Origin of the sequence: Chryseomicrobium palamuruense (assembly GCF_042649045.1) — a bacterium.
GTDB classification, from domain to species: domain Bacteria; phylum Bacillota; class Bacilli; order Bacillales_A; family Planococcaceae; genus Chryseomicrobium; species Chryseomicrobium palamuruense.
On record NZ_JBHSEF010000009.1, the window covers coordinates 230,667 to 254,965 of the forward strand.

Sequence of the window (24,299 nt, forward strand, 5' to 3'; positions counted from 1 at the left end):
TAGTATACGTGAAACATTCGCTTTGCGAAATAGTACATGAAGGGATGGGGAACCAGATGGCATATGAGCAAAAAACCAAACCGACCAATGCAAGTGTTGTCGAATTCGTCGAAGCCATTGAAAAGCCTGCGAAGAAAGAAGACGCATATCGGTTACTGGATATGTTTTATGAAGAAACAGGATATGAACCTGTAATGTGGGGACCGAGTATTATCGGGTACGGTTCGTACCACTATAAATATGCGACCGGCCATGAAGGGGAAGCGCCGCTTGTTGGCTTCTCTCCGCGAAAAACTGCACTGACTCTTTATGTAGCGCCAGAGGAAGATGAACGCGAATTGTATTTCTCCCGATTAGGAAAACATAAAGCGAGCAAAGCTTGTATCTATATAAACAAACTAAGCGATGTGGACGAGAGTGTATTACGTGAGATGATTCGCCGTTCCGTTGAAGTGACGAAAGCGAGGTATCCGGAATGAAATGGGATAAAGAGATTGAAATCGAAGCACCAATCGATACCGTGTGGGCTCTGTTCGATGAAAGCCATCCGCAGCGCATTATGCCGAAAGTCGATACAAATGAGTGGATTGTGAAAAACGAGCCGCTTACAGGGTCATCCTATAAACAGACCTACCGAGAAGGGAAGCGCACAGAAAGTTATCTTGTGACCATCTCGGAGTTTACAGATGAGCCAGATCATAAGAAAAAGACGATTCAATTCGTTTTAGCGAACCTCTTTGATACGAACCTTACATTTGAAATGAAGAAAATTTCGGAAGGCTGGACACATTTTCGGTATATTGGTTCCAATGAAGGCATGAACTTTATTGGCAAAACGATGTTGAAGATTGGGAAGAAACAAGAAAACGGCGGTCCGGTTGTAGAAGAATTTGTTCAACGGATAAAAAGAGAAGCGGAAAAAGACGCGAGAGGAGGCGAACACCATGAAATATCTACAAGCACAGATGAGTCAACTCGTGAAATCAGAACGTGAGCTTCAACTAAAGCTCAAGAATTTGATGAAAGAACATGATTTAGGAAAAGCCCATGCCCTGAAAGCACTGTATCACGCAGAGGTAGCAGACAGTGGGAAGTACATGAATGCATACAAAGAATTGGACGGAATTCATTCGAAGTAACGAATGGCGCAGGGGGGTCTAGCATATGAATGTATCTATTCGCTGGCTATACAAAACACCTAGAAACCAAGAAACACGCTTTGAATCACAAGAAATGCCGCTAGAACGCGCCCTACTATTTGTGGAAGATATCGAACGCACGGGTCGCGCGCACCAGATTGAATTAATCGATGGCCGAGGAAGCAACTGGACGGTCAAAGAAGCGAAACGCTATCTAAAAGAAGTGGAAGTGGAACCGCATAACGTGTGCATCTTTTTTGACGGAGGCTATAAGCGAGAGACTGGAGAAGCGGGCCTCGGGTGCGTCATCTATTATGAACAAAATGGCAAATCTTACCGTCTTCGCCAAAATGCATTTGTTGAAGGCTTCACATCAAATAATGAAGCGGAATTTGCAGCCCTCCATTTGGCATTACAAGAGCTCGAGTTCTTGGGAGCTAAAGGTATTCCTGTGGAGATTCGTGGCGACTCCCAGGTCGTGCTTCAGCATATGATTGAAGACTGGGAAATCATGGACCCGACGCTTGCTTCATGGGGACGTCGTGTGGATCAAAAACTCGACCATATGAAGCTGCAGCCTGAGTACCATAAAATTCCGAGACATAAAAACAACGAAGCGAACCGACTGGCTACACAAGCTCTAAAGGGCATTCCAGTCGCAGCGGAAATTGAATTGGTCCAATAAGAAAGAGGTCTAGCGCAAATGCTAGACCTCTTTTTCGTGGTACCGATCGACAACTTGTTTCGCTTCAAGAAGCGACCAGCCGTTCTCTTCGCGTACCCGTTTCACTGCCTCCACGTTCTTTCCTTGTTTCAGCAACATCGAAATTTCTTCTTCCAGTTCCGGTGTGAACGCGACGTGCGCCTCGCCTTCTTGTCGTTCGAGGCGTTGGATGCGTGTCCGTAAGCTGCGTACTTCTGCAAACAGATAGAAGCTAAACCCACCAACGAAAATGAGTAAAAGAATGGACCATTCCATCTTGTTCTCCTCCCTTCCTTCTCGATACGTACGAAAAGACAGGAAGAAAGTTCCTTATTTTCGTGAATTCGCAGGAACGGTAAAGAACGTAATCACTGCAAACATGAAGAAAGCAATCAATAAAATCATTCCTCCGACAATAAAGAAAATCAGAATGAATGTATCATTCATATTGAACGGATTTAAGTTATAGAACCACATTCCTGCCGTTAAGCCGATGGCTCCGACCATCGCTGTGATACTATGGATCGTCACGAGTTTTTTGTACTTGATTTCAAACACTTGGTAGAAGATTCCCCAAGCAAAGACGGATAACCAACCAACGAGTAAGATGTGGGCATGGATCGGGCGTAACGAGTAATCCATCACACCGGCCATATGTGAACCGAGATATGTTCCGATAAATCCAAAAATCGCTGCAAACTGTATAAGTCGAATACTCCATTTCTTTTCCATTTCCTAACCTCCTATGTAACCTATGTGTCTACAATATAGTCTACCATCTATGATACTCTTAACAATAAAGACTAGTGAACGAATCATGACAATACAGAAAGGGGTCAGAGCATGAAAAAGTGGGGATGGACCATTTCTTTACTAAGTGTCCTAATGATTGCAGGGTGTTCAGATGACATTACACCGGAAGAACGTCTAGAAGCTTACGTTGCTGCTTGGAACGAAGCGGACTATGAGACGATGTATACAGATTTTGTGTCGGAAACGACGAAAGAGACGGTGGATGAAGTAGCATTCGTCGAGCGTCAACGAAGTCTTGACGAGGCCCTAGGGGTTACGGAGCGAGAAATCACCTTTACACGAGCACCGGAAGACACGGAGTGGGAACCAACGGAACCTGCTGAATTTCCGGTTCAACTTAAAATAGAAACACTTGCAGGACCTATTGAATGGGAACAAGATATGACGCTACATCCCATTGAAGCAGACGATGAATTAACGTGGGTGGTGGACTGGAATGAAGGCTTTATTTTACCTGGTCTTATGACAGGAGATGAAGTGCGTGTCTCGACACAGTCGTTCAAACGCGGCGAACTGTATGACCGTAATGGAAATCCACTGGCCATTAATGGTACAGGGTTTGACGTTGGTGTCGTGCCTGGAAAGTTCACAGACCTAGCGGCAAAAACGGAGCTCGCCACACTTCTAGGCGTCACAGAAGAATATATTGATAATCAACTTTCGCAGAGCTGGGTTCGTGATGACCTGTTCGTCCCTCTGGATAAACTGGCGTCAACCGATCCTTTGAAAGATAAGCTCCTGACCATTCCGGGTGTTCTTTTAAATACTGCAGAAATGCGTGAATATCCATACGGAGAAGCCACGTCTCACCTAATTGGATATATCGGACCGATTACCGCGGAACAACTTTCCGAACATGAAGACGAAGGGTACACCGAGTTTGACGTCATTGGTCGTCAAGGGTTGGAGCGCTATTTAGAGGAACGTCTACGTGGGGAAAACGGGAAGACCATTTACATCGATCCAGTAGCAGAAGGCGCAGAGAATGTGACGCTTGCACAGCTTCCCGCAAAAGACGGGAAACGGATTGAACTGACCATTGATGCAGAGCTTCAGCGCATCACCTATGATTCGATGGACGGAGAGCCGGGGACAGCTGCGACGGTAAACCCGGAAACAGGAGAAGTACTGACGCTTCTAAGTTCTCCCGGATTCATTCCATCCGAATTTATGCTTGGTATGACCCAGACGAGGTACCAAGAGCTCAGTGATGATCCATTGAAACCGCTCCTCAATCGCTTTGCGGCATCCTACGCACCAGGATCTACGTTAAAGCCAATTACAGCAGCCATTGGAATGGCGAACGGCACACTTGACCCTACAGAGGGCATTGTCATTGAAGGGGCACAGTGGCAAAAAGATGCGTCCTGGGGCGACTATCGCGTCACACGTCTTCACCCGGAAGCGCCCAATCCGATTGATTTGACGAAAGCGCTCGTTTATTCCGATAACATTTACTTTGCCCAACAAGCGTTGCGCATGGGAAGAGAACCCTTTGTCTCCGGCCTTGAAAAATTTGGATTCGGAGAAACCATTCCATTTCTGTTGAATCTACAGGCTTCACAAGTTTCAAATGATGGCACGATCTCTTCAGAAGGACAATTGTCCGATACGTCATTTGGACAAGGACAGATGCTCGCGAACATTCTTCACTTAGCCATTTCCTATCAGCCGTTTGTAACAGACGGGACGATGTGGCAACCGACTCTTCTGATGGAAGAGGAGGATCAAGTCGTGTGGAAAGAAGGTATGGTGAGTCCGGAACATGCAGCTGTACTTCGTGAAGGAATGCGCCGGATGGTCGTGGATGGATTTGCCCAGGCAGTAAACCTTCCATCGATTCCGGTCGCAGGGAAAACGGGGACGGCTGAGCTGAAAGCAAGTCTAAACGAAGAAGGCCAAGAGAACGGGTTCTTCGTGAGTTACCCAACGGAAACAGAAGACTTCATTCTAGCGATGATGATTGAACAAGTAGAAGACAATGGCGGAAGTGGGTACGTGGCAGAGAAGGTCGCGCGCGTCTATCAACTTCTTTACGGACAGTAAATCGCGCACCCTTTGCAGTAAGTATAATGATATAATGAAGTGCTGAGTAGTTTAGATGCGAAGGAGATTTTTGAAATGACTGCACTTGATTCGACCGTACCGATTTCACGTGGAAAATTAATGTGGCAAATGACGCGCCCTCATACGCTGACGGCTACATTTGTTCCTGTTATTTTAGGGACGGTAATGGCTCTATTTGATACATCGATTCACTGGGGACTGTTCATTGCCATGATGGCAGCGGGACTTTGTCTGCAGATTGCTACGAATTTGTTCAATGAATACTACGATTTTAAAAAGGGTTTAGATACAGCAGAATCTGTTGGAATCGGCGGCGGAATTGTTCGCCACGGCCTTAAACCAGGTATGGTCTTAAGCGTCGCTTTGATCTTATATGTGATTGCCGGATTAATTGGTATCTACATCGCTGCCTCCACGAGCTGGTGGTTAATCGCAATTGGAGTTGTCGGCATGGCTGTCGGTTACTTCTATACAGGAGGTCCTCTTCCGATTGCATATACACCTTTCGGCGAAGTGTTTGCTGGAGTTTTCATGGGCATTGGGTTTATCTTGATTGCCTATTATCTTCAGACGCTTGAAGTGACGACGTGGGCGCTTTTGCTCTCACTTCCATTTGGAGTTTTAGTTGGCGCCATCAATATGTCCAACAACATCCGCGACATCCAGGAAGATACAATCGGTGGCCGAAAGACACTACCGATTTTACTAGGTCGTGAAAAGGCGATTACAGGCCTCGCAATTGCATTCATCATTTCTTATGCGTGGATCATCGGGCTCGTGATGATGCAAATCGTGACACCTTGGGCACTTCTTGTCCTGCTTGCTGTTCCCAAGTCGATGAAAGCTATTAAGAGCTTCCGTTTAGGCAAAACGCAGCCACAGATGATGGGACCTGCGATGAAGTCGACTGCGTTAACCAATACGTTTGTCGGGATATTGTTGACGATTGGGTTATTTATTGAATGGTTAATTTAACGGGAAACCGTCTACTTTTTTCAGAGTAGACGGTTCTTTTTGGTTGTAAAAAGAACGTATGTTCCATATAATAAGAACAGATAAAGGAGGTCGGAAAGTATGCGAGACCATATGGTCAAGGCAATGAAATATAATCAAGTCGTTGAGATTGTGTATATGGATAAAGCGGGTAATGTAACGAAGCGTCGTATTCGTGTGTTAAAGATGAACGGGGAGAGGTTATGGGTATGGGACTATAACAAACGAGCCAAACGAACCTTTTTACTCGATCATATCCTCGCTAGTCAACCGGTCCTCCATAAAGAACGGGAAATTGTCTAACATTCATCCATTTTCATATGGTACAATAGGAAAAATTTAAGCAGTCTTGCTAGTGGATAAGGGATGGATGGGAATGAAGTTAGTCTTATTGTTTGGGCCACAAGCCGTGGGGAAGATGACGGTAGGGCAGGAGTTAGCGAAAATCACTGAGTTGAAATTATTTCATAATCACATGACGATTGATTTGGTCTCCAACTTTTTTGATTATAGTACCAAACGGGGACAGGGACTCGTGAACTCGTTCCGTCAGCAAATTTTTGAAGAGGTTGCAAAGAGTGACTTAGAAGGGTTGATATTTACGTTTGTCTGGCGGTTCGACAAAGATATTGACTGGAACTACGTTGAAAATGTCGTGGGAATTTTTGAGGCAGAAGGTGCAGACGTCTATCACGTAGAACTAGAAGCTGATCTTGAAGAGCGTTTGGCGCGCAACGTCACACCGAACCGACTCGAACATAAGCCGTTCAAGCGAAACTTGGAATGGTCACGAAACGATGTCATTACCACTGCCGAAAACTACCGACTGAATTCGCACCCAGGAGAACTACAAGTGCAAAACTATTTACACGTCGATACAATGAATGTAGATGCACAACAAGCCGCACTGCAAATTAAAACTCACTTTAATTTATAAATGGACTGTTTAGATAAATAAGAGCTGGGTAACGTGAAAGTATGAGCCAAGATAGGAGGCCATCATATGAGCACGGGACTCAGCTTTCTTTGTGTCATCGGGTTTATCATCATTCATTTATTTACAAGGCATTTGAAGTTTTTACGAAGAAAACCGCGTAGCCAGTTTTTATCTATTGCAGGTGGAATTGCAGTGGCTTACGTCTTTTTACATCTCCTCCCTGAACTCGGTGATTTTCAGGAAGAGTTAAAAGGAGAAGGTCTACTGTCCTTCTTTGAACACCATATTTATATGATTGCTTTATTTGGTCTTGTTTTATTCTATGGGTTAGAACAATTTGTAAAAACATCTCATAAGCATCGGACAGATGCTTCATCCATTGAGCATCACGCTGGGGTCTTTTGGGTTCATATCGGAACCTTTGCTTTATACAATTTCAGTATTGGTTATCTTCTTGTCCGGGAAGAGTTCACAGGTTCTCTCGGGCCTTGGGCTTTTTTTGTGGCACTTGGCGTTCACTTTATCACCATTGATAGTAGTCTGGACGAGCAGCACGATAAGGATTATGAAAAATACGGACGGTGGTTATTGACGGCTTCGATTTTGTTAGGGTGGGCAACAGGGGTTGTGACGGAGATTCATCCCTTTATTCTTTCGTATCTCGTAGCGCTGCTTGCTGGAGGAATAATTTTAAACGTGATGAAGGAAGAACTTCCTGAAGAGCGAGAGAGTAGTTATCCTGCGTTTTTCGGCGGCGTCTTTGGCTATACAGTGCTTCTCTTGTTAATTTAAACATCAAAAAAGAGCCCCTAGACATACGGTCTAATAGGACTCTTTCGTGTGAAAGCCGTGTTCCGACAGCTTCCACGTGGGTTTGGCACCCAATGATCCCGACTGGGTTCGAACCAGCGACCTCCACCCTGTCAAGGTGGCGCTCTCCCGGCTGAGCTACAGGATCTAATTTAACTGACAAAGATTATTATACCGCTTTTCCTAGATAGTGCAACACTATTTTGAAGGAGGTTCAATCCATGACTTCATATTCATCATCTACACCTTTGCCACAAACGATTGGAAAGCCTGCCACGCGTGCATTGCATGCTCATTCTATCTATACATTAGAAGAACTATGTATGAAATCGCTGGAAGAAGTAAAAGCCTATCACGGAGTAGGCCCAAAGGCTATAAAAATTTTATCTGTTGCCCTCCATACTCACCAACTTGCCTTTCGAGTAGATTAAATCCCTAAGTAACGGGTAAAAGAAAAGCAAACTGCCCATAAGGAGGGAGTCCACTATGCCTTTAAAAGAACATGAAAAACAACTCGAAGAAATGTTTTATGACTGTGAAAAGAACTGTGAAAACAACGGGAAAGTCGCATCCTACATACCTGCACTGGAACGCGTCGATCCAGACGTATTTGCCGTCAGCATCATGGATACGGCTGGCCGAATGATTTCAACAGGTGACGTAGACCATAAATTTACGATGCAGTCCATTTCCAAAGTCGTCATCTTTCTGTATGCTCTCGAAAACTTTGGAGAGGAAGCTGTATTTGAGCGAATCACCCTCGACCCAACAGGTGACCCGTTTAATACGATTATGGGGATTCAAAGTACATCAGAAGGGAATGTCCACAACCCGATGATCAACTCTGGTGCTATCGTCTTAAGTTCCATGATTGCTGAACGCGACGGGGACGAAGCGCTGTCCAATATGCTGGAATTCACTCGCAAACTGACGGGAGATGACGGTATCTATGTGGATGTAGAGGTCTTTGATTCCGAAAAATCGACGGCGCTCAGGAACAAAGCCATTGCCTACTTCTTACAAGCATCCGGATCCATTCACGACACCGAAGACTCACTCGACCTGTATTTTCAAATGTGCTCGATTGCTGTCAATGTAGAAGATATTGCACGCATGGGTGCGCTACTCGCAAACAAAGGTGTTGATCCGTTCTCTGAAGAGCGAATCCTGCAAGATGCCAACGTGAAGACGGCCAATGCCTACATGCTCCTAAGTGGGATGTACGATGCCTCTTCTCGATTTACGATTAAAGTTGGATTCCCAGCAAAAAGTGGGGTGTCCGGAAGCATTCTTGCTGTGGTCAGTGACCGAATGGGAATCGGTATTCTTTCGCCGCCACTCGATTCTCGTGGTAACAGTGTGAAGGGAATTCAATTACTGAAGCGATTATCCGAAGAATGGGATCTCTCGGTTTTCTAAATTATAAGCTTCTCACATCCAGTGAGAGGTTTTTTTTTGACTGAATCCCAAAAAAAATAAAAAAAAAGTCGAAAAAAATAATAAATTGTTTATTTCTAATATTGAAATAATTCAGACCTTATTTTAATATGATGAGGTAAGCAAAAATGGGAAGTAGAAGGGGGATTGGAAATGAATGCGATTGCATTAGCTTCGATTGGACTATTTATCTTCATTTTAGGCTACCGATTTTATTCGAAATTCTTGGCAGAAAAAATCTTTAAGCTGGACCCGGACTATGTCACACCTGCTCATCGTTTTGAAGATGGTGTTGACTTTGTCCCGACAAATAAGTGGGTTCTTTGGGGACATCACTTTACTTCAGTTGCAGGTGCTGCGCCGATCTTAGGGCCGGCTATTGCAGTCTACTGGGGCTGGCTGCCTGCGTTTTTATGGGTCGTTTTGGGCACCGTTTTCGCAGCTGGATTCCATGATTTTGGAACTCTAGTCCTGTCTGTGCGAAATAAGGGGCAATCTGTCGGAACGCTTGCGCACAAATTAATTGGCCAACGAGGAAAAATCTTGTTTTTATTCATCATTTTAATTTTAGTACTTATGGTCAATGCCGTGTTTGCATGGGTCATTGCGAACCTCTTTATCTCGTTCCCGGCAGCGGTGTTACCTGTTATGATTCAAATCCCATTAGCGATTTGGATTGGCTATGCTGTCTATAAAAAGCAAGGAAAAATGTTAATTCCATCCTTAATTGCTCTTGTCATCATGTATGCGACGGCAGTCATAGCGAGTAATGTCGAATGGCTACAAATTGACCTTGTCCGCTATATGGGTGGTGAAGAGGGAGCAGGCTTGTTTGGACTAGGAGCCATTTCGACCGCTTTCTTTATTTGGATCATGTTCTTAATGGTTTACGTTTATATTGCTTCCACGCTACCAGTATGGAAGTTGTTACAACCACGTGATTTCATTAACTCACACCAACTTGTCGTGGGTCTGTTAATTCTTTATTTGGGATTATTATTCACAAATCCTCAGATTACAGCGCCGATGGCCAATGCGACCAATGACGTTTCTTGGTTGCCGCTATTGTTCATCACGATTGCCTGTGGTGCCATCTCCGGATTCCACGGATTGGTTTCTTCAGGTACATCTTCCAAACAGCTTTATAAAGAAACAGATGCTCGCTTTGTAGGATATGCAGGAGCAGTGGGTGAAGGTATTCTCGCACTTGTCTCTATTATGGCCGTCATCACGTTCTTCCCGAATGCGGATGCCTTCCGTGAAAGTTATTCCAGTTTCGCAGCTGCGAGTGGTGGGGGGCTAGGCAACTTCGTTAAGGGTGCTGCTCAACTTGCAGAAGGCCTCTTCATTCCGGCAGGAGTCGCAACGACAATCGTTTCAATCATTGTCATTAGCTTCGCAGCAACGACTCTTGATACATCTGTACGGCTTATGCGCTATATTATTGCCGAACTTGGTCAAGAATATAACATGCCCGTCCTGACAAAAACGCATGTAGCGACAACAATTGCGGTCGTCTCTTCTGCAGCTCTTGTTTTAATTCCGCAAGGTCCAAACGGCTTCGGTTCAGGCGGATACTTGTTATGGCCATTGTTCGGTACATCTAACCAGTTACTAGCGGGTATATCACTACTCCTGATCACGATTTGGTTGAAGTGGTTGGGCCGAAATTATTGGGTGGCCCTCATCCCAATGATCTTCCTCGTATTCATGACCATGTATGCAATGGCTCAGCAACTGTTCTTCCAATGGGCCATGTGGGGAAGTAACCCGAACACGCTCTTGTTTGTATTCGGCGCCATCATTTTTGGATTCACGCTGTGGATTTTATTGACTGCCGTTTCCGCTTTACGTAAGGGAATTGACCCGGACTATAAATTCGAAGATTAGTGTAAAAAGGGCTGCTCCGTGCAGCCTCTTTTCATTCAAACGAGGAGGTGCACCATGTCATTACTTGATAAGATGAAAGCCCTCGTAGCTTTTTATGATGAAGTATTATCGATGCCGCACCGGTCGGAAATCGCACGAGAACTTCGTGACCAAGATGATTTGTTTTTGTTCATGCTCTATTCCGAAATGCTTGGCATCCCGAATCCGGCGTATTATTACACGCTCGAGTTATACCCGTATATGATGGAGCAGTTTCATGACTGGCATCTTCGTGTAGGAATGGACAAATCACCGATGACTGGGTTTAGATGCTGTTAAGAGAGGAGGAACAACGAGATGGAACAACGCATTTTATTCGTCGGAGGAAAAGGCGGTGTCGGGAAGTCGACCTCCGCGGCAGCCATAGCGTGGAATTTCGCGAAAGCAGGGAAACGGACATTACTGGTATCGACAGATCCTGCGCATAACGTCGGAGACATATTTGATACAGCGATTGGAAGTAAGGGAAAAGAGGTTGCACCTAATCTGATTGCACTTGAAATCGATCCGGAAGTGGAAACGACCGCCTATATCGACCAAGTGAAGCAGAATGTAAAGGGCACGGTCAATCCAACGATGATGCAAGAAGTGTATCGACAGTTAGATACGGCAAAGGCCTCCCCTGGTGCAGACGAAGCCGCTCTATTTGATAAGATTGTCTCTATTGTTCTCGATGAACAAGTAAATTATGACCGCATCGTCTTTGATACAGCGCCAACAGGACATACGATTCGTCTGTTAACCCTTCCGGAGTTGATGGGTGTGTGGATTGAAGGGTTGCTTCAAAAGCGAGAGAAGACCAATGAGAATTATACACAGCTATTAAATGACGGGAAACCTCGAGAAGATCCCATCTACGATGTGCTCAGGGAACGTCAGCGAAGGTTTAAAGCCGTGCGGGACATCTTGTTAGATGAAGAGAAGACGGGGTACATATTTGTTTTGAACCCGGAACGGTTGCCCATTCTCGAGACGCAAAAAGCTGTCGACATGCTTCACAATTACGGGATTCATGTTCGCACACTGATTATCAATAAAGTGTTACCTGAGAAGGTCGAAGGGGCTTTCATGCTTGAGCGAAAAGAAGCAGAAGCACCTTATCTTGAGACGATCGCCAAACGATTTGCGAAACAAAAGCGAATTTATATTCCATTTTTCGCACGTGATATCTCGACGAAAGACCAATTTGAACAGTATGCGACCTATGTATAAAAAAGGCTTATTTCAGTCCAAGTTCACTTGGTTCTGGAATAAGCCTTCTTTCATGTTGTCCGCTCGACACCTAGAAATTCAAGTACGAAATCTAAAAAGAGCATGCGTTGTTCGACATTCGGTGCGTGTCCAGATTGGTTAAACTCAGCGAATGTGGCATGAGGAATCAGGCGTGCCGTTTCTCGTGCCTCTTCCGGTGGATTCAATTGATCATGGTCGCCACTAATGACAAGTGTTTCAGCCGTGATTTTCGACAAGTCCGGTGTGAAATCAAATTCCGTGAGTGCCTGGTTCGCTGCTTCAATCTGTTCAGCGGACATCGGTTCTGATTTTTTCGCGGCCTCTTTACTCCATTTTCCAACTGCTTGCAAATCATGATACATATACTTCGACGCTTTTAGTAATTTCGCATTATGTGAAAGTCCATTGAGTTCATCTCCGTGTTTTTCAAAAAGAGCTTGCATGGCGGATGTCTTTCCTGTTGATTTTGTGGCGACAAGCACAAGCCGTTCCACACGGTCGCCTAGTCGGATCGCTACGCCTTGGGCGACATAGCTTCCCATGGAGACGCCCAGAAGATAGACGGTGGGTAACTCGAGGTAATCAATCAGCGCTACAATGTCTTCGATTAAGTCATCAAGCGTGTACGAGGAGGGGCGGTCTGAATCCCCGTGCCCCCGAAAGTCAGGCGCAATGACGCGGAAATATTTTTTTAAAATGCGTGTCTCCTCATCAAACATATGTCGATTTCCCGTCAATCCATGCAGGACCAGAAGAGGGGGTCCCGATCCTTTTTCTGAAAAAGCCATTTTATGAGAGTGGATAGTAGTCGTTAACATGTTCGGGCTCCTTTCGTTGTGCTATGTAAATCCCCTTTTCAAGAGAAATTAAAACGTTTTAAAGCATGTAGGGAGGGAAAACAAATAACGATGAAAAATGAGGAGGAGGAATGAACAATGAATATTCATGAACGTCAACAAGATGGGCAACCGCCTCAGACACAGAAAAAGCAACCAGGTGTCGAATCCAAGATGGAACCCGCACCGGTCCATCCTACGGATTACAAAGGCTCTGGAAAATTAAAAGATAAAGTAGCGTTGATTACAGGTGGAGATAGTGGGATCGGAAAAGCTGTAGCTATTGGATTTGCAGCTGAAGGTGCTCATGTCGTCATCAACTACTTAGAAGAAGATCGTGATGCGGAAGAGACAAAAAGCATGATAGAAGACCGAGGGGCTAAATGTCTCCTAGTGAAGGGTGACGTCTCCGATGAATCTTTCTGTAAAGAGTTAATGGATAAGACAGTGAAAGAATTTGGTCAACTGGATATTCTCGTCAACAATGCAGCGAAACAGTTTCCGCAAAATTCGATTGAAGATATTACGTCTGAGCAGTGGGATCTAACATATAAGACGAACATCTATCCCATCTTCTACCTTTCAAAACTTGCGATGCCTCACTTAAAACAAGGAAGTTCAATCATCAATACGACATCGGTCACAACGTACATGGGCAATAAAGAACTGATTGATTATGCTTCCACTAAAGGAGCCATCGTAGGGTTTACGCGTAGCCTCGCGCAAAATGTAGCGGACAAGGGCATCCGAGTGAATATGGTCGCCCCTGGACCGATCTGGACACCCCTTATTCCTGCGACATTTGATGAAAAGCATGTCGAGGAATTCGGTACCGATACACCGCTTGGGCGTCCAGGGCAACCACGTGATCTAGTAGGTGCCTATGTACTTCTTGCTTCAGAAGATGGAGCATATATGACGGGACAGTGCATCCACGTAAATGGTGGAATGTGGATGAGTTCGTAAAAGAGCAGCTTCGGCTGCTCTTATTTATGCTTTTTTAGCTCTATTTTACACTGAGTTCGGAGAAAAAAACTTCTCATTTTTATTGAATGTTTACCCAATATAACGAATTATTATTAATAATAAACCAAATAAAGGAAGTTTATGAAATATATTTCTATCATTTTATTCCATCTGAACCATTTTAAAAGGAAAACTGTGATTTTTCTAACAATTGAAATAAATTTTGTGTATAATTACAGAGTAATTTAACTAGAGGGGGTCATCTAACATGAAACGGACATATTTGAAAGGGTTTTCAGTCATTCTACTAGCTGGTTCTATCCTGGCAGCGTGTGGTTCTGACGACAGTGGCAGTGCTGGCTCGGGAGACGGAGAAGGACTGGATACAAATATCGTGACAATCGGTACGGGAGGATCTTCGGGTCCATACAATATCATCGGAACAGCACTTGGAGAGCGCTATTCTTCGGAGTTCGGTGTCAATTCGAAAACCCAAGCAACTGGTGCTTCGGTCGAAAACATGAACTTGTTAGCGCAAGAAAAGATTGAAATGGCTTTCGTCATGAGTGATGTATTAAGTGAAGCAGTGAATGGGGAAGGAAACTTCTCAGAGCCGGTTAACAACGTACAACAAATCGCAGCGCTTTATCCAAACTATGTTCAAATCGTAACAACAGCCGATACAGGTATTGAAACGATTGAAGACCTTGTCGGTAAGCGTGTGGCAGTTGGGGATCAAAACTCAGGTGTTGAAGTGAATGCACGGAACCTATTAAACGGCCACGGTATTACATATGATGATATTCAAGTTGATTATTTAGGATATGCAGAAGCAGCAGATGCTTTAAAGGCAGGCCAGTTAGACGCAGCATTCCTTACTTCTGGTATTCCGAATGCATCCCTTATGGAACTTGAACAATCGATTGATTTAAAAATCGTAAGTGTAAGCCCGGAGAAAATTGCTGAAATCGCTCAAGATCAATCGTATTTCGTCGCACTTGAAATCCCAGCTGGAACCTATGGAAATGAAGAAGCGGTTCCAACTGCTGCTATCATGAACGCACTTGTTGTTCGTTCAGATTTAAGTGAAGATGATGTTTATCAAATGACGAAATCATTCTTTGAAGGACTAGGCGACTTAGCGAATGCGCACCAAGCAGCCACTGAAATTTCACTTGAAGCTGCTCAAGAAGGTATGGTAGCTCCTGTTCACCCAGGTGCACAACGCTACTATGACGAGCAATAAAAAGCGGAAGTGGGGAGTGGCGATCGCCACTCTCTTTCTTTTTTGTATTCCAGTTAAAGGGATTCAAGTGAGCAGTGAACAATATACGCACTTTTATCCATCAAATGAAGTAGAGCTTCGATGGATCCATTCAGTGGAAAAAGAAGAATGGAAAGAGTTTTACCGTATACATCATCATGAACTCCTACTCTATGAGACGGCATTTAAGACGTTCGGGGCTGGTGTGCCAAGTGATGGAGAAGTCATACCGTCGGATGATGGTTTGGTGCATTTCAAAATGAACCAATCATTTCCCGAACTCCGTCTCTTCGTTTCAGATTCAATTGAAACCACGATGTTTTTTTCCGGACAAGAAGTCCCTATCTATAAGTACGTGGATGATTACGTGGACATTGTTATTCGTGTCACCTATTATCCATGGTGGCTCATCCATACATAAAGGAGTGGAACTATGGCAGTAGAACCCAAAGCAACCATTGCCGCTGACCCAGCAGCAGATAATCAGCAAGAAATCTTAGAGAAGTTTGATAAAGAGTCAGTTGTACGACAGTTTGCAAATAAAAAGATCGTTTGGTTTGTTACACTATTGGCTGTCGCCTACTCACTCTTTCATCTCTATATTACATTTAATCCTATGCCACAGCTCCTGCAGCGTTCAATTCACGTGGCCATTGGGGTCGCTCTTGTCTACTTGATTTATCCAGTAACCAAATCGCAGGACCGGACGAAGGTTCCTTTCTATGATTGGATCCTATTCTTGCTCTCACTTAGCACAGCAGCCTACCTGATTGTTGAATACCAAGCCATTGTAACGACTCGTGGTGGAATACCGAATACGATGGATGTCGTTATGGCGATTTTAGCCGTTATGTTAATTTTGGAAGCATCTCGTCGAATTATGGGGCTGATCCTACCGATTATGGCGTTGCTCTTCTTGTCCTATCCATTCTTTAGTCATATGTCCTTTATGCCGAACCGGTTAATGACAAGACCATATGACCTAGGGGATATATTTGGACAACTTTATTTGAAAACAGAAGGACTTTACTCAAGCGCCATTGGTGCTTCGGTTACGTTCATCTTTCTTTTCATTTTGTTTGGAGCTTTTTTAGCGAAGTCAGGGATGGGTCAACTCTTTAATGATCTAGCACTCGCACTCGCAGGAAGTAAAAAGGGAGGACCAGCAAAAGTGGCGGTTGTCTCTAGTGGATTTATGGGAAGTATTAACGGGGCCGCGGTTGCGAATGTCGTGGGAACGGGTGCGTTTACGATCCCACTTATGAAAAAAGTAGGGTATTCGAAAAACTTTGCAGGAGCCGTAGAAGCCAGTGCATCTGTCGGTGGACAGATTTTACCTCCGATTATGGGAGCAAGTGCCTTCATCATGGCTGAAACGACAGGTGTCAGTTATGGCACGATTGCTTTAGCAGCTCTCTTACCAGCAGTACTGTATTATCTCGGCGTCATAGCCCAAGTGCATTTCCGTGCAGGAAAAGATAATCTTCGAGGGGTTCCGAAATCGGATCTTCCGAAACTTAAAGAAGTATTAAAGTCTCGCGGACACTTGCTGTTGCCACTTGTCGGATTAATTTATTTTCTTGCGATTTCGACACCGATTGGTTATGCGGCATTCTATACCATTATTTTGACGGTTATTGTAAGTATGTTTCGTAAAGAAACGCGTATGTCCTTCATGGATATTGTAGATGCTTTGGCATCTGGTGCTAAGCAGTCACTATCGGTTATGGTAGCCTGTGCGGTCGTCGGGATCATAATTGGGGTTGTGAGCTTAACAAGTTTCGGTACCGTAATGACCTCTGCCATTACAAGCTTAGGTGCTGGCTCATTATTCCTGACATTGTTCTTTACGATGATTGCGTCGATCATTTTAGGGATGGGTCTTCCATCCATTCCAGCTTACATCATTACAGCGACAATGGCTGCGCCAGCACTTGCAACCTTCGATATTCCAGTGCTTGTTGCGCACATGTTTGTCTTCTACTTCGGTATATTTGCCAATATCACACCACCTGTCGCTCTTGCGGCATTTGCAGGTGCGGGAATTTCTGGAGGCGACCCAATGCGAACTGGTTTCCAAGCTTTACGTCTTGCCATCGCCGGGTTCATCATTCCGTATCTGTTCGTCTACAATCCGGCTATGCTGATGATTGATACAACAGGAGTAGCTACGAACGCCACTGAATTTGCACGGCCTGAGATTATGTCGATTGTGATCATTGTTATCACATCCGTGATTGGTATTCTCGCTCTTGGCGCAGCGGTGGAAGGGTATTACCGAACCCACCTTAACTTGATAGAACGACTCGTTCTAGGGGTAGGGGCTCTACTTATGATCGTACCTGAAGGGTTTACAGATATAATTGGACTCGTAATTGTTGTTCTTGTTGCGGGATTGAATTTTATCAAAGGTCGTAAAGAAGAAACCGCGACCGCGAATAGTACGACCTAAAAGAGCAGCTTCGGCTGCTCTTTTTTCTTATGGTCAAAATGTGTACAATAGAGCAGTGGAAAATGATAGAGAGAAGGAAATACAACCAATGGTACTTTTACATAATAAACAAACGCCTACAACAGATGAATGGGAAGCGTATCTCGATGTCACGCGCCACGGAAAGCTGATGCTATCCAGCATTGAACTCACGACAACCTATCTGTGCAATATGCGTTGTGAGCACTGTGCGGTTGGCGACATATTGGCGTTGAAAGACCCAACACCGATTGCACTTGAGAAAATCTTTGCGAAACTGGATGAGATTACGCATCTGCGCACACTCAGTCTAACGGGAGGCGAGCCACTTTTTTCAAAGAAATCACTTGAGACAGTGATCCTGCCTCTCTTAAAATATGCCAAGTCACGAAATATCCGAACACAAATCAACTCCAATTTAACGATGCCGTTCGAGCGCTACGAAACGATTGCACCGTACTTGGATGTTTTACACATCTCACATAACTGGGGAACAATCGAAGACTTCATGGAAGGTGGCTTTGCGAACATGCCGACACCGCCACCTGTAGCCGTTCGAAAACGTCAGTTTGCTACGATGATTGAGAACAGTCGTCGTCTTTCTGAGATGGGCGTCTTTGTGTCTGCAGAAACCATGCTTAATAAACGAACACTTCCCTATATCGAAGAAATTCATCGTCAAGTGGTGAAAGACATGAAGTGCAGTCGTCATGAAGTGCATCCGATGTATCCTGTCAGTTTCGCTTCGAACTTGGATGTCTTGACGCTGGATGAGACTCGTGCAGCCATTCGTCAATTACTCACTGTTCGAGACGAGGAAACATGGATGTTATTTGGTACGTTGCCATTTTACTCGTGTAGTGAGTCTACTGAGGATCAGGAGTTGCTCACATTGCTCCGTGCACAAAAAAATGTCACGGTTCGAAATGACCCGGATGGACGTTCGCGCTTAAACGTTAATATTTTCACGGGGGAAGTGGCAGTGACTGATTTTGGGGAAGCAGCAAAGGTAGGCAACTTGCTGGAAACTTCTCTCCCGGAAATTTATGAGAACTGGGTAGAGACAGCTACGGCCAGGTCGATGAATTGCCATTGCCCAGCAGTAAAGTGTCTGGGGCCTAACCTATTGGTGAAAGATGCTTACTACCCAGAAGTTGATTTTAGCAATCGAAAAGCAAAATAAAAGAAGAACTATTCTCGCCAGGTAAGGTGAGAATAGGTCTTCTTTTTAAAATGTATAACGTGAAACTTGCTCATCGGAAATAAGGAGTCCTTCCACTTCTTGGAAACCGATTTTATCATAAAACTGTTTTGCAGCTTGATTCTTCGGTTCATAAGACAACGTAATCGTCTTATGTCGTGGCTGCTTGTTCGCACGAATATCTTCAATGAGAGCTGACATTGCTTCGCGACCATAATTTTTGCCCTGGAATTTTTGATCAATCATAAAACGGTAAATCCAGTATTCTCCGTCGTCTTCATCCACTCCGTAAAGTGCAAACCCTACAAGCTCCTCGTTCGCATAAATGGCTTTTGCGACAAATTCATCTAAAAAATGCAATTGAGCCAAAGACACTGCATTGGACGTAATAAACGCCTTTTGATCGTCTCGTACAGATAGTGAGATCACGTCGATCCAATTCTCTTTTGTTACTTCTTGTAATGTAATCATTCCCTTTCCCCCTCTGTTACATCGTACAAGATTGGATAAAAACTAAAAAGAGCTATTTTTCGGTATTCTCACACGAGAAGTACTGCTTTTATGTGCAGTGCAAAATCGGTTCCTTTCCGCTATACTGAAACAATGTAAAATGGAAAAAAGGAGCGGTTTTAGAAATGGAATGGAAAAATATTTTACGTGGGTTCGTCATAGGTGTGGCGGATTTGATTCCAGGTGTCAGTGGAGGGACGATTGCTGTCATATTGGGGATTTATGATCGTTTGATTGAAGCCATTAGTGGATTCTTCAGTAAGGAATGGAAACGTCATGCCTTGTTTTTAGTTCCTCTAGGTATTGGCATGGTCGTAACTATATTATCCCTCAGTCGTGTCATCGACTTTTTACTTGAAAATTATTACGCACCGACTCAATTCTTTTTCCTCGGATTGATTATTGGTGTCGTTCCGATGTTGTTCCGTGAATTACATACACGTGCGGGTTTTAGACCAAGTTACTGGGTAGCCATTCTTATCGGAACGGTCCTTGTTGCGAGTATGGCGTTTATCCGCCCGGCTGAATCGGAAGTTATTACATCATTATCAGCAAGTACTTCGGCTTTACTGTTTTTCTCCGGTTGGCTTGCGAGTATGGCGATGCTCCTTCCAGGTATCAGTGGATCTTTCATCTTACTTTTAATTGGCGTCTATCCGACAGCCATCAAAGCGTTATCTGATTTAAACATCCCACTAATTTTACTCATCGGAGCTGGAGTCGGTGTTGGGTTTATCGTGAGTAGTAAAATTATTCGTTATTTACTAGGCAACAAACCAGGAATCACGTTCGCCGTCATCATTGGACTTGTCTTAGGGTCCCTTGCTGTCGTTTTCCCAGGGCTACCGGAAAATGGCGTGCAGTGGATACTGAGCCTCGTGACATTTGCGGCAGGGTGGATCATTGTTCATTTATTAAATCGCGTATCTGCATAAAAAAGCTGACCGTCCATTTAAGGGCGGTCAGTATTTTTTTCGGCACGTTTCAGTTGGCGAATGTAGTGACGAATGGTATCTAAATGCAGGCCTTCATGGAAGAAGCTAAATAACAGACACCCACCAACCGTATCAAACGTGATACCAACTTTATTTGTGAAAGCTTGAGGTAACAGGTTTTCAAGTCCGGACTGGTGGGATTGTTTGATCCGCTCCGATTGTAGAAGCATCTGTTCTTTGATTTCGGCTAATGTAGGTGGCGTTTCGTTCCAGTCCGCTGGGCTTGTTCCTGCAGCGAATAGTCGTGCATAGACATCGGTTAGATGTCCTTGTTGCCCCGCGACTTCATACGCGAGCTTTTCTTGAACATACAGAATGTGACCGAAATTCCAACGAATCGAGTTTCGATACCCTTCCGGAATTCGGTCGGAAAATTCTTCGGGCGTGTGATCGAGTACAGTAAGGGTTAATTTTCGAACGGTATCAAGATGAGCTTCCATATAGGTCTCCATTGATGTACCTCCTTAGTCTGCTTCTAAATAATCAAGTGTAACTTGAATCAGTACTTTGGCTGCTTGGACCATGGCACGTTCATCAAAATCAAACTTCGGGTGGTGATGAGGATAGATAGCGTCTATTTCGGGATTGCCCGCTCCCGTAAAGAAGAACGCACCGGGACGTTCAAAAAGGTAGTAGGAGAAATCTTCGCCACCCATGATAGGGGGCATCTCCACGACATTCTCTGCGCCTATCGCTTTTCGTGCAGAAGAAGCAACAAGTTGGATTTCCGGATCTGGATTGATTAGCGCGGGGTACCCTTTGAAATAATTAAATTCATACGTTGCGCCGCTTCCTTCGCAAACCCCTTTAACAATGCGCTCCATCTCAAAGATGATCTGCGTCTGAACCGCTTCACCAAATGTGCGAACGGTCCCCCCAATCACTGCAGAATCCGGAATGACATTGAAGGCGGTTCCTGAATTAAACGTTGCGACAGTTACTACTGCAGGCTGTAATGGATCTAGTCGACGACTCACAATGGATTGAAACTGGCTTACCACTTGCGTACCGAGATAGAGGCTATCGATTGTCTCGTGTGGCGATGCTCCGTGGCCACCACGGCCATTAATTTTCACTTCGAAACGGTCCGGTGCCGCCATCGCAGGTCCGGATGCCCATCCAATCTGTCCGTGAGGAAGCATCGACCAGAGGTGTGTTCCGAATACGGCATCGACACCGTCTAAGCAGCCTGCTTCAATCATGGGTTTCGCGCCACCAGGAGCAAATTCTTCCGCAAACTGATGAATAAGCACGACATTTCCTTTTAAATGCTCACGATTCTTCTGAAGGACTTTCGCTACGGCAAGTAGAGTAGCTGTATGTCCATCGTGTCCACATGCGTGCATCTTCCCGTCGATCTTGGAACGGTACGGCACGGTCTTTTCGTCTTGAATCGGTAATGCATCAAAATCAGCTCGCAAGGCAACCGTTTTTCCGGGTTGACCTCCGTAAATACGACCAATAACGCCGCGACCGCCAAAGTCCGTTTCGGCCTCAATACCAAGCTCTCTTAAATAAGCAGCAATGGTCTTTGGTGTCTCCACCTCTTCAAACGATAACTCTGGATTTTCATGGAAATGTCTGCGTAGTTTGACCATTTCGTCCAACAATTCTTCAACCTGTGTGGCATATGTAAACAATGATGGAACCTCCTCTATGTTCTATTAGTGTCTATTATACTCTTTTAGAGATACGAAACAATAAGAACCCCCCTTCATTTTGATGAAGGGGGTAGCTCCTATTAGAGTGCTGCTTTTGCTTTTCGCTGCCACGAGATGGACAGCATAAGTGTCGCGAGTAACACGACCAGTCCCAACATGAATGGATATTTCATATCAATGTCATAAATGGTACCTGCAAGAAGTGGGCCTAAGATGTTTCCGATACTCATGTATGAGTTGTTCAGTCCCATCGCGAGGCCTTGCTCATTTCCGGCCATCTTCGAAATCATCGTCGTCAACACCGGACGAAGTAACGATGTGGCGAGGAAGACAAGCAGGGTGATGCCGAAGAACATCGCGTAGCTTGAGGCAATCAACGACAAGAAGAAACCAAGTGCCGCAATGCCTAAAAATACAACAAGTAAGATCGGTTCTCCAAATCGACGGACGAGATAGTCGACGACAAACAATTGGATCACAACACTTACAGCACCTGTTGCTGTAATCATCCAAGCAATCTCCTGAGCCGTTGCACCATATGCAGCGTCTACATACAGTCCGAGCACCGTTTCATAGGCAATTAATCCGAAGCTCATGACCATAATGATGATGAGTGGAATGAAGTACGGCTTTTTCGGAGACTGTAAGACGTCATCAATCAAGGATGACTGCGGACGTGCCATGACGTCGCCTTCTGGACGACTTTCTTGCAAGGTGAAATAAGAAATCACCACTGCTGCTAGGCCCACAATAGCAGAGACAAGGAGAGGTGTTTTGGTTCCGTACTCTGCTAAAAACCCACCAATACCAGGTCCGACGACGATCCCTAGAGACATCGAAGCGGAAATGAAACTGTTTCCTTTCGCGCGTTGGTCCATGGTTGTAATGTCTGCGACATAGGCGAAAATAGCGGGAATACAGAATGCTGCCCCCACACCGCCTATGAATCGAGAAACATAGACAAACCAGATATTCGGTGCTAAGTAAAAGAGTAGCATCGAAAAACCAAGGCCGAACAGACCGAGGATAATCATTTTACGACGACCATATTGGTCTGTGAAGCGACCACCGAGCGGGGAGAAAATCAGCTGGGCACCAGCGAATAACGCGATGATCATCCCGGCCGCTGTGCCTCCTTGCCCAAGTTCTCGTAAATACTCAGGTAATATCGGGAGAATTAATCCAAAACTCCCTACAGCAATGAACATATTGAGCATTAATATCGATAATTTTTTGCGTTGATCTTTAGTCATACCATTTATTCTCACTTTCTCAGTTCAGTACTCACCTATTATACGGAGAGGATTTTAAAATAGCGACCTCAAACTCTTCGATTTACGAAAAAAGATGATTGGCACAGAGGTCAAAGAGGGATAGTATGAAGAAAGGGGGTGTGGAATTGAACTATTTTGCATTATTATTTCTTCAAATCATCCTACCCATTTTGATTTTACTGGGTCTAGGCGCAATCCTTCAAAAGAAGTTTGCGTTTCGTGTCAAAGCCCTGTCACAACTCGTAACCTATTGTTTTATGCCGGCAGCAGTGTTTATCAACCTATATGAAACAGAAATCTCCTGGCCAGTTCTGACTCAAGTGGTAGGATTTGTTGTGTTGTTTATCCTCTCGCAAATCGCACTTGGCGAACTTGGGGCACGTCTGTTAAAGCTTCCTCGAACGGAAGCTGCGGTCTTTAAAAATAGTATCGTGTTGATCAATTCTGGAAATTACGGTCTGCCGGTGGCTCAGCTATTATACGCGAGTGCCCCAATAGGTGTGGCCATCCAAGTCATCATGGTGATTTTTCAAAATATCACAACCTATACATATGGTCTCTATAATTTAATTTCTACGGCCAAATCCGGAATGGCCATCGTCAAAGAACTGATTCGAATGCCGATTGTGGTGGCACTCGTGTTGGGAGCGGTCATGAACTATTTATCGGTCCCTATCCCCGTGCCTTTACGCATCCCGATAGATTATGTAGCGGGAGGGTTTGTCGCAGTGGCGCTGATTACACTCGGCGCACAGTTGTCGACGATAGCGGTTCGTTCTTTGTTCAATCGAACGGTGCTCCTCAGCAGTCTGTTCAGGCTGGTGTTTGGACCTGTCCTCGCGTTTTTACTTATTCTGCTGCTCGGGCTCGATGGCATCGTGGCGCAGTCATTACTTATCGCCAGTGCCTTTCCTACATCACGTAACAGTGTAAGTTTGGCCCTAGAATACGATGTGGATGCCGATACAGCTGCTCGTACCGTATTATTTTCAACTATTGTCAGTGCCTTCACAGTCACTGTGGTTATTTATATTTCGACTATTTTATTTAGATAGGACGTG

The 24,299-nt window shown here is 44.7% G+C and carries 28 protein-coding genes and 1 tRNA gene; 21 read left to right on the forward strand and 8 right to left on the reverse strand.

Features of this window, described 5'->3' with window-relative positions:
- The first annotated feature begins 56 nt into the window (after positions 1-56).
- Genes ACFO0S_RS02645 through ACFO0S_RS02660 form a run of 4 tightly spaced genes read left to right on the forward strand, consistent with a single transcriptional unit; the run spans position 57 to position 1,824 of the window.
- Positions 57-479 carry a DUF1801 domain-containing protein gene (locus ACFO0S_RS02645; RefSeq protein ID WP_378139882.1) on the forward strand — a complete coding sequence of 141 codons (423 nt, stop codon included), beginning with the start codon at positions 57-59 and terminating at the stop codon, positions 477-479.
- Positions 476-994: an SRPBCC family protein gene (locus ACFO0S_RS02650; RefSeq protein WP_378139884.1), complete on the forward strand. Its 519-nt coding sequence runs from the start codon at positions 476-478 to the stop codon at positions 992-994. Before ACFO0S_RS02645 ends, ACFO0S_RS02650 begins: the two co-directional genes overlap by 4 nt.
- Positions 945-1,139 carry a hypothetical protein gene (locus ACFO0S_RS02655; RefSeq protein WP_378139886.1) on the forward strand — a complete coding sequence of 65 codons (195 nt, stop codon included), beginning with the start codon at positions 945-947 and terminating at the stop codon, positions 1,137-1,139. Before ACFO0S_RS02650 ends, ACFO0S_RS02655 begins: the two co-directional genes overlap by 50 nt.
- Before the next feature lie 25 nt (positions 1,140-1,164).
- Positions 1,165-1,824 carry an RNase H family protein gene (locus ACFO0S_RS02660; RefSeq protein ID WP_378139888.1) on the forward strand — a complete coding sequence of 220 codons (660 nt, stop codon included), beginning with the start codon at positions 1,165-1,167 and terminating at the stop codon, positions 1,822-1,824.
- Between the two features lie 21 nt (positions 1,825-1,845).
- On the opposite strand, the gene ACFO0S_RS02665 is transcribed toward ACFO0S_RS02660, so the two are convergent.
- Positions 1,846-2,118, reverse strand: coding sequence for a hypothetical protein (locus ACFO0S_RS02665; RefSeq protein WP_378139890.1), 273 nt, complete (start codon positions 2,116-2,118; stop codon positions 1,846-1,848).
- A gap of 54 nt (positions 2,119-2,172) precedes the next feature.
- A complete protein-coding gene (locus ACFO0S_RS02670) occupies positions 2,173-2,574 on the reverse strand; it encodes a hypothetical protein (protein ID WP_378139892.1) in 402 nt (133 codons plus the stop codon).
- Between the two features lie 111 nt (positions 2,575-2,685).
- Here ACFO0S_RS02670 and ACFO0S_RS02675 point away from each other — a divergent pair, with 111 nt between their 5' ends.
- The 5 genes from ACFO0S_RS02675 (at position 2,686) to ACFO0S_RS02695 (ending at position 7,444) form a co-directional block, all read left to right on the forward strand.
- Positions 2,686-4,701 (forward strand): penicillin-binding transpeptidase domain-containing protein, encoded by a 2,016-nt coding sequence (locus ACFO0S_RS02675; protein WP_378139894.1) that lies wholly within the window; start codon positions 2,686-2,688, stop codon positions 4,699-4,701.
- Between the two features lie 75 nt (positions 4,702-4,776).
- Positions 4,777-5,697 (forward strand): 1,4-dihydroxy-2-naphthoate polyprenyltransferase, encoded by a 921-nt coding sequence (locus ACFO0S_RS02680; protein WP_378139896.1) that lies wholly within the window; start codon positions 4,777-4,779, stop codon positions 5,695-5,697.
- Positions 5,698-5,796: 99 nt separating this feature from the next.
- On the forward strand, positions 5,797-6,018 hold the full coding sequence (locus ACFO0S_RS02685) for a transcriptional regulator (protein ID WP_378139898.1): 222 nt from the start codon (positions 5,797-5,799) through the stop codon (positions 6,016-6,018).
- Positions 6,019-6,091: 73 nt separating this feature from the next.
- Positions 6,092-6,652, forward strand: a complete 561-nt coding sequence (locus ACFO0S_RS02690; RefSeq protein ID WP_378139900.1) for an AAA family ATPase — start codon at positions 6,092-6,094, stop codon at positions 6,650-6,652.
- A gap of 66 nt (positions 6,653-6,718) precedes the next feature.
- Positions 6,719-7,444, forward strand: coding sequence for a ZIP family transporter (locus ACFO0S_RS02695; protein WP_378139902.1), 726 nt, complete (start codon positions 6,719-6,721; stop codon positions 7,442-7,444).
- Between the two features lie 93 nt (positions 7,445-7,537).
- Here the strand turns inward: ACFO0S_RS02695 and ACFO0S_RS02700 are convergent.
- A tRNA-Val gene (locus ACFO0S_RS02700) sits at positions 7,538-7,610 on the reverse strand.
- 73 nt (positions 7,611-7,683) lie between these two features.
- Between ACFO0S_RS02700 and ACFO0S_RS02705 the strand changes: the two genes are divergently transcribed.
- The 5 genes from ACFO0S_RS02705 to ACFO0S_RS02725 all read left to right on the forward strand — a co-directional run bounded on the left by ACFO0S_RS02705 (position 7,684) and on the right by ACFO0S_RS02725 (position 12,040).
- Positions 7,684-7,893: a helix-hairpin-helix domain-containing protein gene (locus ACFO0S_RS02705; protein WP_378139904.1), complete on the forward strand. Its 210-nt coding sequence runs from the start codon at positions 7,684-7,686 to the stop codon at positions 7,891-7,893.
- Between the two features lie 55 nt (positions 7,894-7,948).
- Positions 7,949-8,881 carry a glutaminase A gene (gene glsA, locus ACFO0S_RS02710; protein ID WP_378139906.1) on the forward strand — a complete coding sequence of 311 codons (933 nt, stop codon included), beginning with the start codon at positions 7,949-7,951 and terminating at the stop codon, positions 8,879-8,881.
- Between the two features lie 171 nt (positions 8,882-9,052).
- The gene (locus tag ACFO0S_RS02715; RefSeq protein WP_378139908.1) at positions 9,053-10,789 is read left to right on the forward strand and encodes a carbon starvation CstA family protein; all 1,737 of its coding nucleotides are present in this window, start codon (positions 9,053-9,055) and stop codon (positions 10,787-10,789) included.
- Between the two features lie 54 nt (positions 10,790-10,843).
- Positions 10,844-11,107 (forward strand): cory-CC-star protein, encoded by a 264-nt coding sequence (locus tag ACFO0S_RS02720; protein WP_378139910.1) that lies wholly within the window; start codon positions 10,844-10,846, stop codon positions 11,105-11,107.
- Positions 11,108-11,125: 18 nt separating this feature from the next.
- Positions 11,126-12,040, forward strand: coding sequence for an ArsA family ATPase (locus tag ACFO0S_RS02725; RefSeq protein WP_378139912.1), 915 nt, complete (start codon positions 11,126-11,128; stop codon positions 12,038-12,040).
- Positions 12,041-12,090: 50 nt separating this feature from the next.
- Here the strand turns inward: ACFO0S_RS02725 and ACFO0S_RS02730 are convergent, their stop codons facing one another.
- Positions 12,091-12,879 (reverse strand): alpha/beta fold hydrolase, encoded by a 789-nt coding sequence (locus tag ACFO0S_RS02730; protein ID WP_378139914.1) that lies wholly within the window; start codon positions 12,877-12,879, stop codon positions 12,091-12,093.
- Positions 12,880-12,996: 117 nt separating this feature from the next.
- Here ACFO0S_RS02730 and ACFO0S_RS02735 point away from each other — a divergent pair, with 117 nt between their 5' ends.
- The 5 genes from ACFO0S_RS02735 to yfkAB all read left to right on the forward strand — a co-directional run bounded on the left by ACFO0S_RS02735 (position 12,997) and on the right by yfkAB (position 18,780).
- Positions 12,997-13,863 carry an SDR family oxidoreductase gene (locus tag ACFO0S_RS02735; protein WP_378139916.1) on the forward strand — a complete coding sequence of 289 codons (867 nt, stop codon included), beginning with the start codon at positions 12,997-12,999 and terminating at the stop codon, positions 13,861-13,863.
- Between the two features lie 268 nt (positions 13,864-14,131).
- The gene (locus ACFO0S_RS02740; protein WP_378139918.1) at positions 14,132-15,109 is read left to right on the forward strand and encodes a TAXI family TRAP transporter solute-binding subunit; all 978 of its coding nucleotides are present in this window, start codon (positions 14,132-14,134) and stop codon (positions 15,107-15,109) included.
- Positions 15,096-15,548, forward strand: coding sequence for a DUF1850 domain-containing protein (locus ACFO0S_RS02745; RefSeq protein ID WP_378139921.1), 453 nt, complete (start codon positions 15,096-15,098; stop codon positions 15,546-15,548). The genes ACFO0S_RS02740 and ACFO0S_RS02745 overlap by 14 nt, the downstream gene beginning before the upstream one ends.
- Positions 15,549-15,560: 12 nt before the next feature.
- A complete protein-coding gene (locus ACFO0S_RS02750) occupies positions 15,561-17,579 on the forward strand; it encodes a TRAP transporter permease (RefSeq protein WP_378139923.1) in 2,019 nt (672 codons plus the stop codon).
- A gap of 88 nt (positions 17,580-17,667) precedes the next feature.
- Complete coding sequence (gene yfkAB / locus ACFO0S_RS02755) at positions 17,668-18,780, forward strand: radical SAM/CxCxxxxC motif protein YfkAB (protein ID WP_378139925.1); 1,113 nt, start codon at positions 17,668-17,670, stop codon at positions 18,778-18,780.
- 45 nt (positions 18,781-18,825) lie between these two features.
- Here the strand turns inward: yfkAB and ACFO0S_RS02760 are convergent, their stop codons facing one another.
- A complete protein-coding gene (locus tag ACFO0S_RS02760; protein WP_378139927.1) occupies positions 18,826-19,269 on the reverse strand; it encodes a GNAT family N-acetyltransferase in 444 nt (147 codons plus the stop codon).
- 164 nt (positions 19,270-19,433) lie between these two features.
- On the opposite strand from ACFO0S_RS02760, the gene ACFO0S_RS02765 reads away from it, so the two are divergent.
- On the forward strand, positions 19,434-20,243 hold the full coding sequence (locus ACFO0S_RS02765) for a DUF368 domain-containing protein (RefSeq protein WP_378139929.1): 810 nt from the start codon (positions 19,434-19,436) through the stop codon (positions 20,241-20,243).
- A gap of 17 nt (positions 20,244-20,260) precedes the next feature.
- On the opposite strand, the gene ACFO0S_RS02770 is transcribed toward ACFO0S_RS02765, so the two are convergent.
- The 3 genes from ACFO0S_RS02770 to ACFO0S_RS02780 form a co-directional block, all read right to left on the reverse strand.
- Positions 20,261-20,755, reverse strand: coding sequence for a DinB family protein (locus ACFO0S_RS02770; protein ID WP_378139932.1), 495 nt, complete (start codon positions 20,753-20,755; stop codon positions 20,261-20,263).
- A 12-nt stretch (positions 20,756-20,767) separates the two neighbouring features.
- A complete protein-coding gene (locus ACFO0S_RS02775) occupies positions 20,768-21,901 on the reverse strand; it encodes a M20 metallopeptidase family protein (protein ID WP_378140400.1) in 1,134 nt (377 codons plus the stop codon).
- A gap of 143 nt (positions 21,902-22,044) precedes the next feature.
- Complete coding sequence (locus ACFO0S_RS02780) at positions 22,045-23,217, reverse strand: MFS transporter (RefSeq protein ID WP_378139934.1); 1,173 nt, start codon at positions 23,215-23,217, stop codon at positions 22,045-22,047.
- A 146-nt stretch (positions 23,218-23,363) separates the two neighbouring features.
- Here ACFO0S_RS02780 and ACFO0S_RS02785 point away from each other — a divergent pair, with 146 nt between their 5' ends.
- Positions 23,364-24,293, forward strand: a complete 930-nt coding sequence (locus ACFO0S_RS02785; protein WP_378139936.1) for an AEC family transporter — start codon at positions 23,364-23,366, stop codon at positions 24,291-24,293.
- Positions 24,294-24,299 lie beyond the last annotated feature (6 nt).

What these genes read in the sequence shown, in the direction of transcription:
- ACFO0S_RS02680 (WP_378139896.1), top strand. Translation starts at nt 4,777, where the DNA reads ATGACTGCACTTGATTCGACCGTACCGATTTCACGTGGAAAATTAATG.
- ACFO0S_RS02780 (WP_378139934.1), bottom strand. Translation starts at nt 23,217, where the DNA reads ATGACTAAAGATCAACGCAAAAAATTATCGATATTAATGCTCAATATG.
- ACFO0S_RS02685 (WP_378139898.1), top strand. Translation starts at nt 5,797, where the DNA reads ATGCGAGACCATATGGTCAAGGCAATGAAATATAATCAAGTCGTTGAG.
- yfkAB (WP_378139925.1), top strand. Translation starts at nt 17,668, where the DNA reads ATGGTACTTTTACATAATAAACAAACGCCTACAACAGATGAATGGGAA.
- ACFO0S_RS02695 (WP_378139902.1), top strand. Translation starts at nt 6,719, where the DNA reads ATGAGCACGGGACTCAGCTTTCTTTGTGTCATCGGGTTTATCATCATT.
- ACFO0S_RS02765 (WP_378139929.1), top strand. Translation starts at nt 19,434, where the DNA reads ATGGAATGGAAAAATATTTTACGTGGGTTCGTCATAGGTGTGGCGGAT.
- ACFO0S_RS02660 (WP_378139888.1), top strand. Translation starts at nt 1,165, where the DNA reads ATGAATGTATCTATTCGCTGGCTATACAAAACACCTAGAAACCAAGAA.
- ACFO0S_RS02750 (WP_378139923.1), top strand. Translation starts at nt 15,561, where the DNA reads ATGGCAGTAGAACCCAAAGCAACCATTGCCGCTGACCCAGCAGCAGAT.
- ACFO0S_RS02720 (WP_378139910.1), top strand. Translation starts at nt 10,844, where the DNA reads ATGTCATTACTTGATAAGATGAAAGCCCTCGTAGCTTTTTATGATGAA.
- ACFO0S_RS02705 (WP_378139904.1), top strand. Translation starts at nt 7,684, where the DNA reads ATGACTTCATATTCATCATCTACACCTTTGCCACAAACGATTGGAAAG.
- ACFO0S_RS02665 (WP_378139890.1), bottom strand. Translation starts at nt 2,118, where the DNA reads ATGGAATGGTCCATTCTTTTACTCATTTTCGTTGGTGGGTTTAGCTTC.
- ACFO0S_RS02735 (WP_378139916.1), top strand. Translation starts at nt 12,997, where the DNA reads ATGAATATTCATGAACGTCAACAAGATGGGCAACCGCCTCAGACACAG.
- ACFO0S_RS02715 (WP_378139908.1), top strand. Translation starts at nt 9,053, where the DNA reads ATGAATGCGATTGCATTAGCTTCGATTGGACTATTTATCTTCATTTTA.
- ACFO0S_RS02690 (WP_378139900.1), top strand. Translation starts at nt 6,092, where the DNA reads ATGAAGTTAGTCTTATTGTTTGGGCCACAAGCCGTGGGGAAGATGACG.
- ACFO0S_RS02650 (WP_378139884.1), top strand. Translation starts at nt 476, where the DNA reads ATGAAATGGGATAAAGAGATTGAAATCGAAGCACCAATCGATACCGTG.
- ACFO0S_RS02655 (WP_378139886.1), top strand. Translation starts at nt 945, where the DNA reads ATGAAATATCTACAAGCACAGATGAGTCAACTCGTGAAATCAGAACGT.
- ACFO0S_RS02670 (WP_378139892.1), bottom strand. Translation starts at nt 2,574, where the DNA reads ATGGAAAAGAAATGGAGTATTCGACTTATACAGTTTGCAGCGATTTTT.
- ACFO0S_RS02770 (WP_378139932.1), bottom strand. Translation starts at nt 20,755, where the DNA reads ATGGAGACCTATATGGAAGCTCATCTTGATACCGTTCGAAAATTAACC.
- ACFO0S_RS02745 (WP_378139921.1), top strand. Translation starts at nt 15,096, where the DNA reads ATGACGAGCAATAAAAAGCGGAAGTGGGGAGTGGCGATCGCCACTCTC.
- ACFO0S_RS02760 (WP_378139927.1), bottom strand. Translation starts at nt 19,269, where the DNA reads ATGATTACATTACAAGAAGTAACAAAAGAGAATTGGATCGACGTGATC.
- glsA (WP_378139906.1), top strand. Translation starts at nt 7,949, where the DNA reads ATGCCTTTAAAAGAACATGAAAAACAACTCGAAGAAATGTTTTATGAC.
- ACFO0S_RS02775 (WP_378140400.1), bottom strand. Translation starts at nt 21,901, where the DNA reads ATGGTCAAACTACGCAGACATTTCCATGAAAATCCAGAGTTATCGTTT.
- ACFO0S_RS02740 (WP_378139918.1), top strand. Translation starts at nt 14,132, where the DNA reads ATGAAACGGACATATTTGAAAGGGTTTTCAGTCATTCTACTAGCTGGT.
- ACFO0S_RS02645 (WP_378139882.1), top strand. Translation starts at nt 57, where the DNA reads ATGGCATATGAGCAAAAAACCAAACCGACCAATGCAAGTGTTGTCGAA.
- ACFO0S_RS02675 (WP_378139894.1), top strand. Translation starts at nt 2,686, where the DNA reads ATGAAAAAGTGGGGATGGACCATTTCTTTACTAAGTGTCCTAATGATT.
- ACFO0S_RS02725 (WP_378139912.1), top strand. Translation starts at nt 11,126, where the DNA reads ATGGAACAACGCATTTTATTCGTCGGAGGAAAAGGCGGTGTCGGGAAG.
- ACFO0S_RS02730 (WP_378139914.1), bottom strand. Translation starts at nt 12,879, where the DNA reads ATGTTAACGACTACTATCCACTCTCATAAAATGGCTTTTTCAGAAAAA.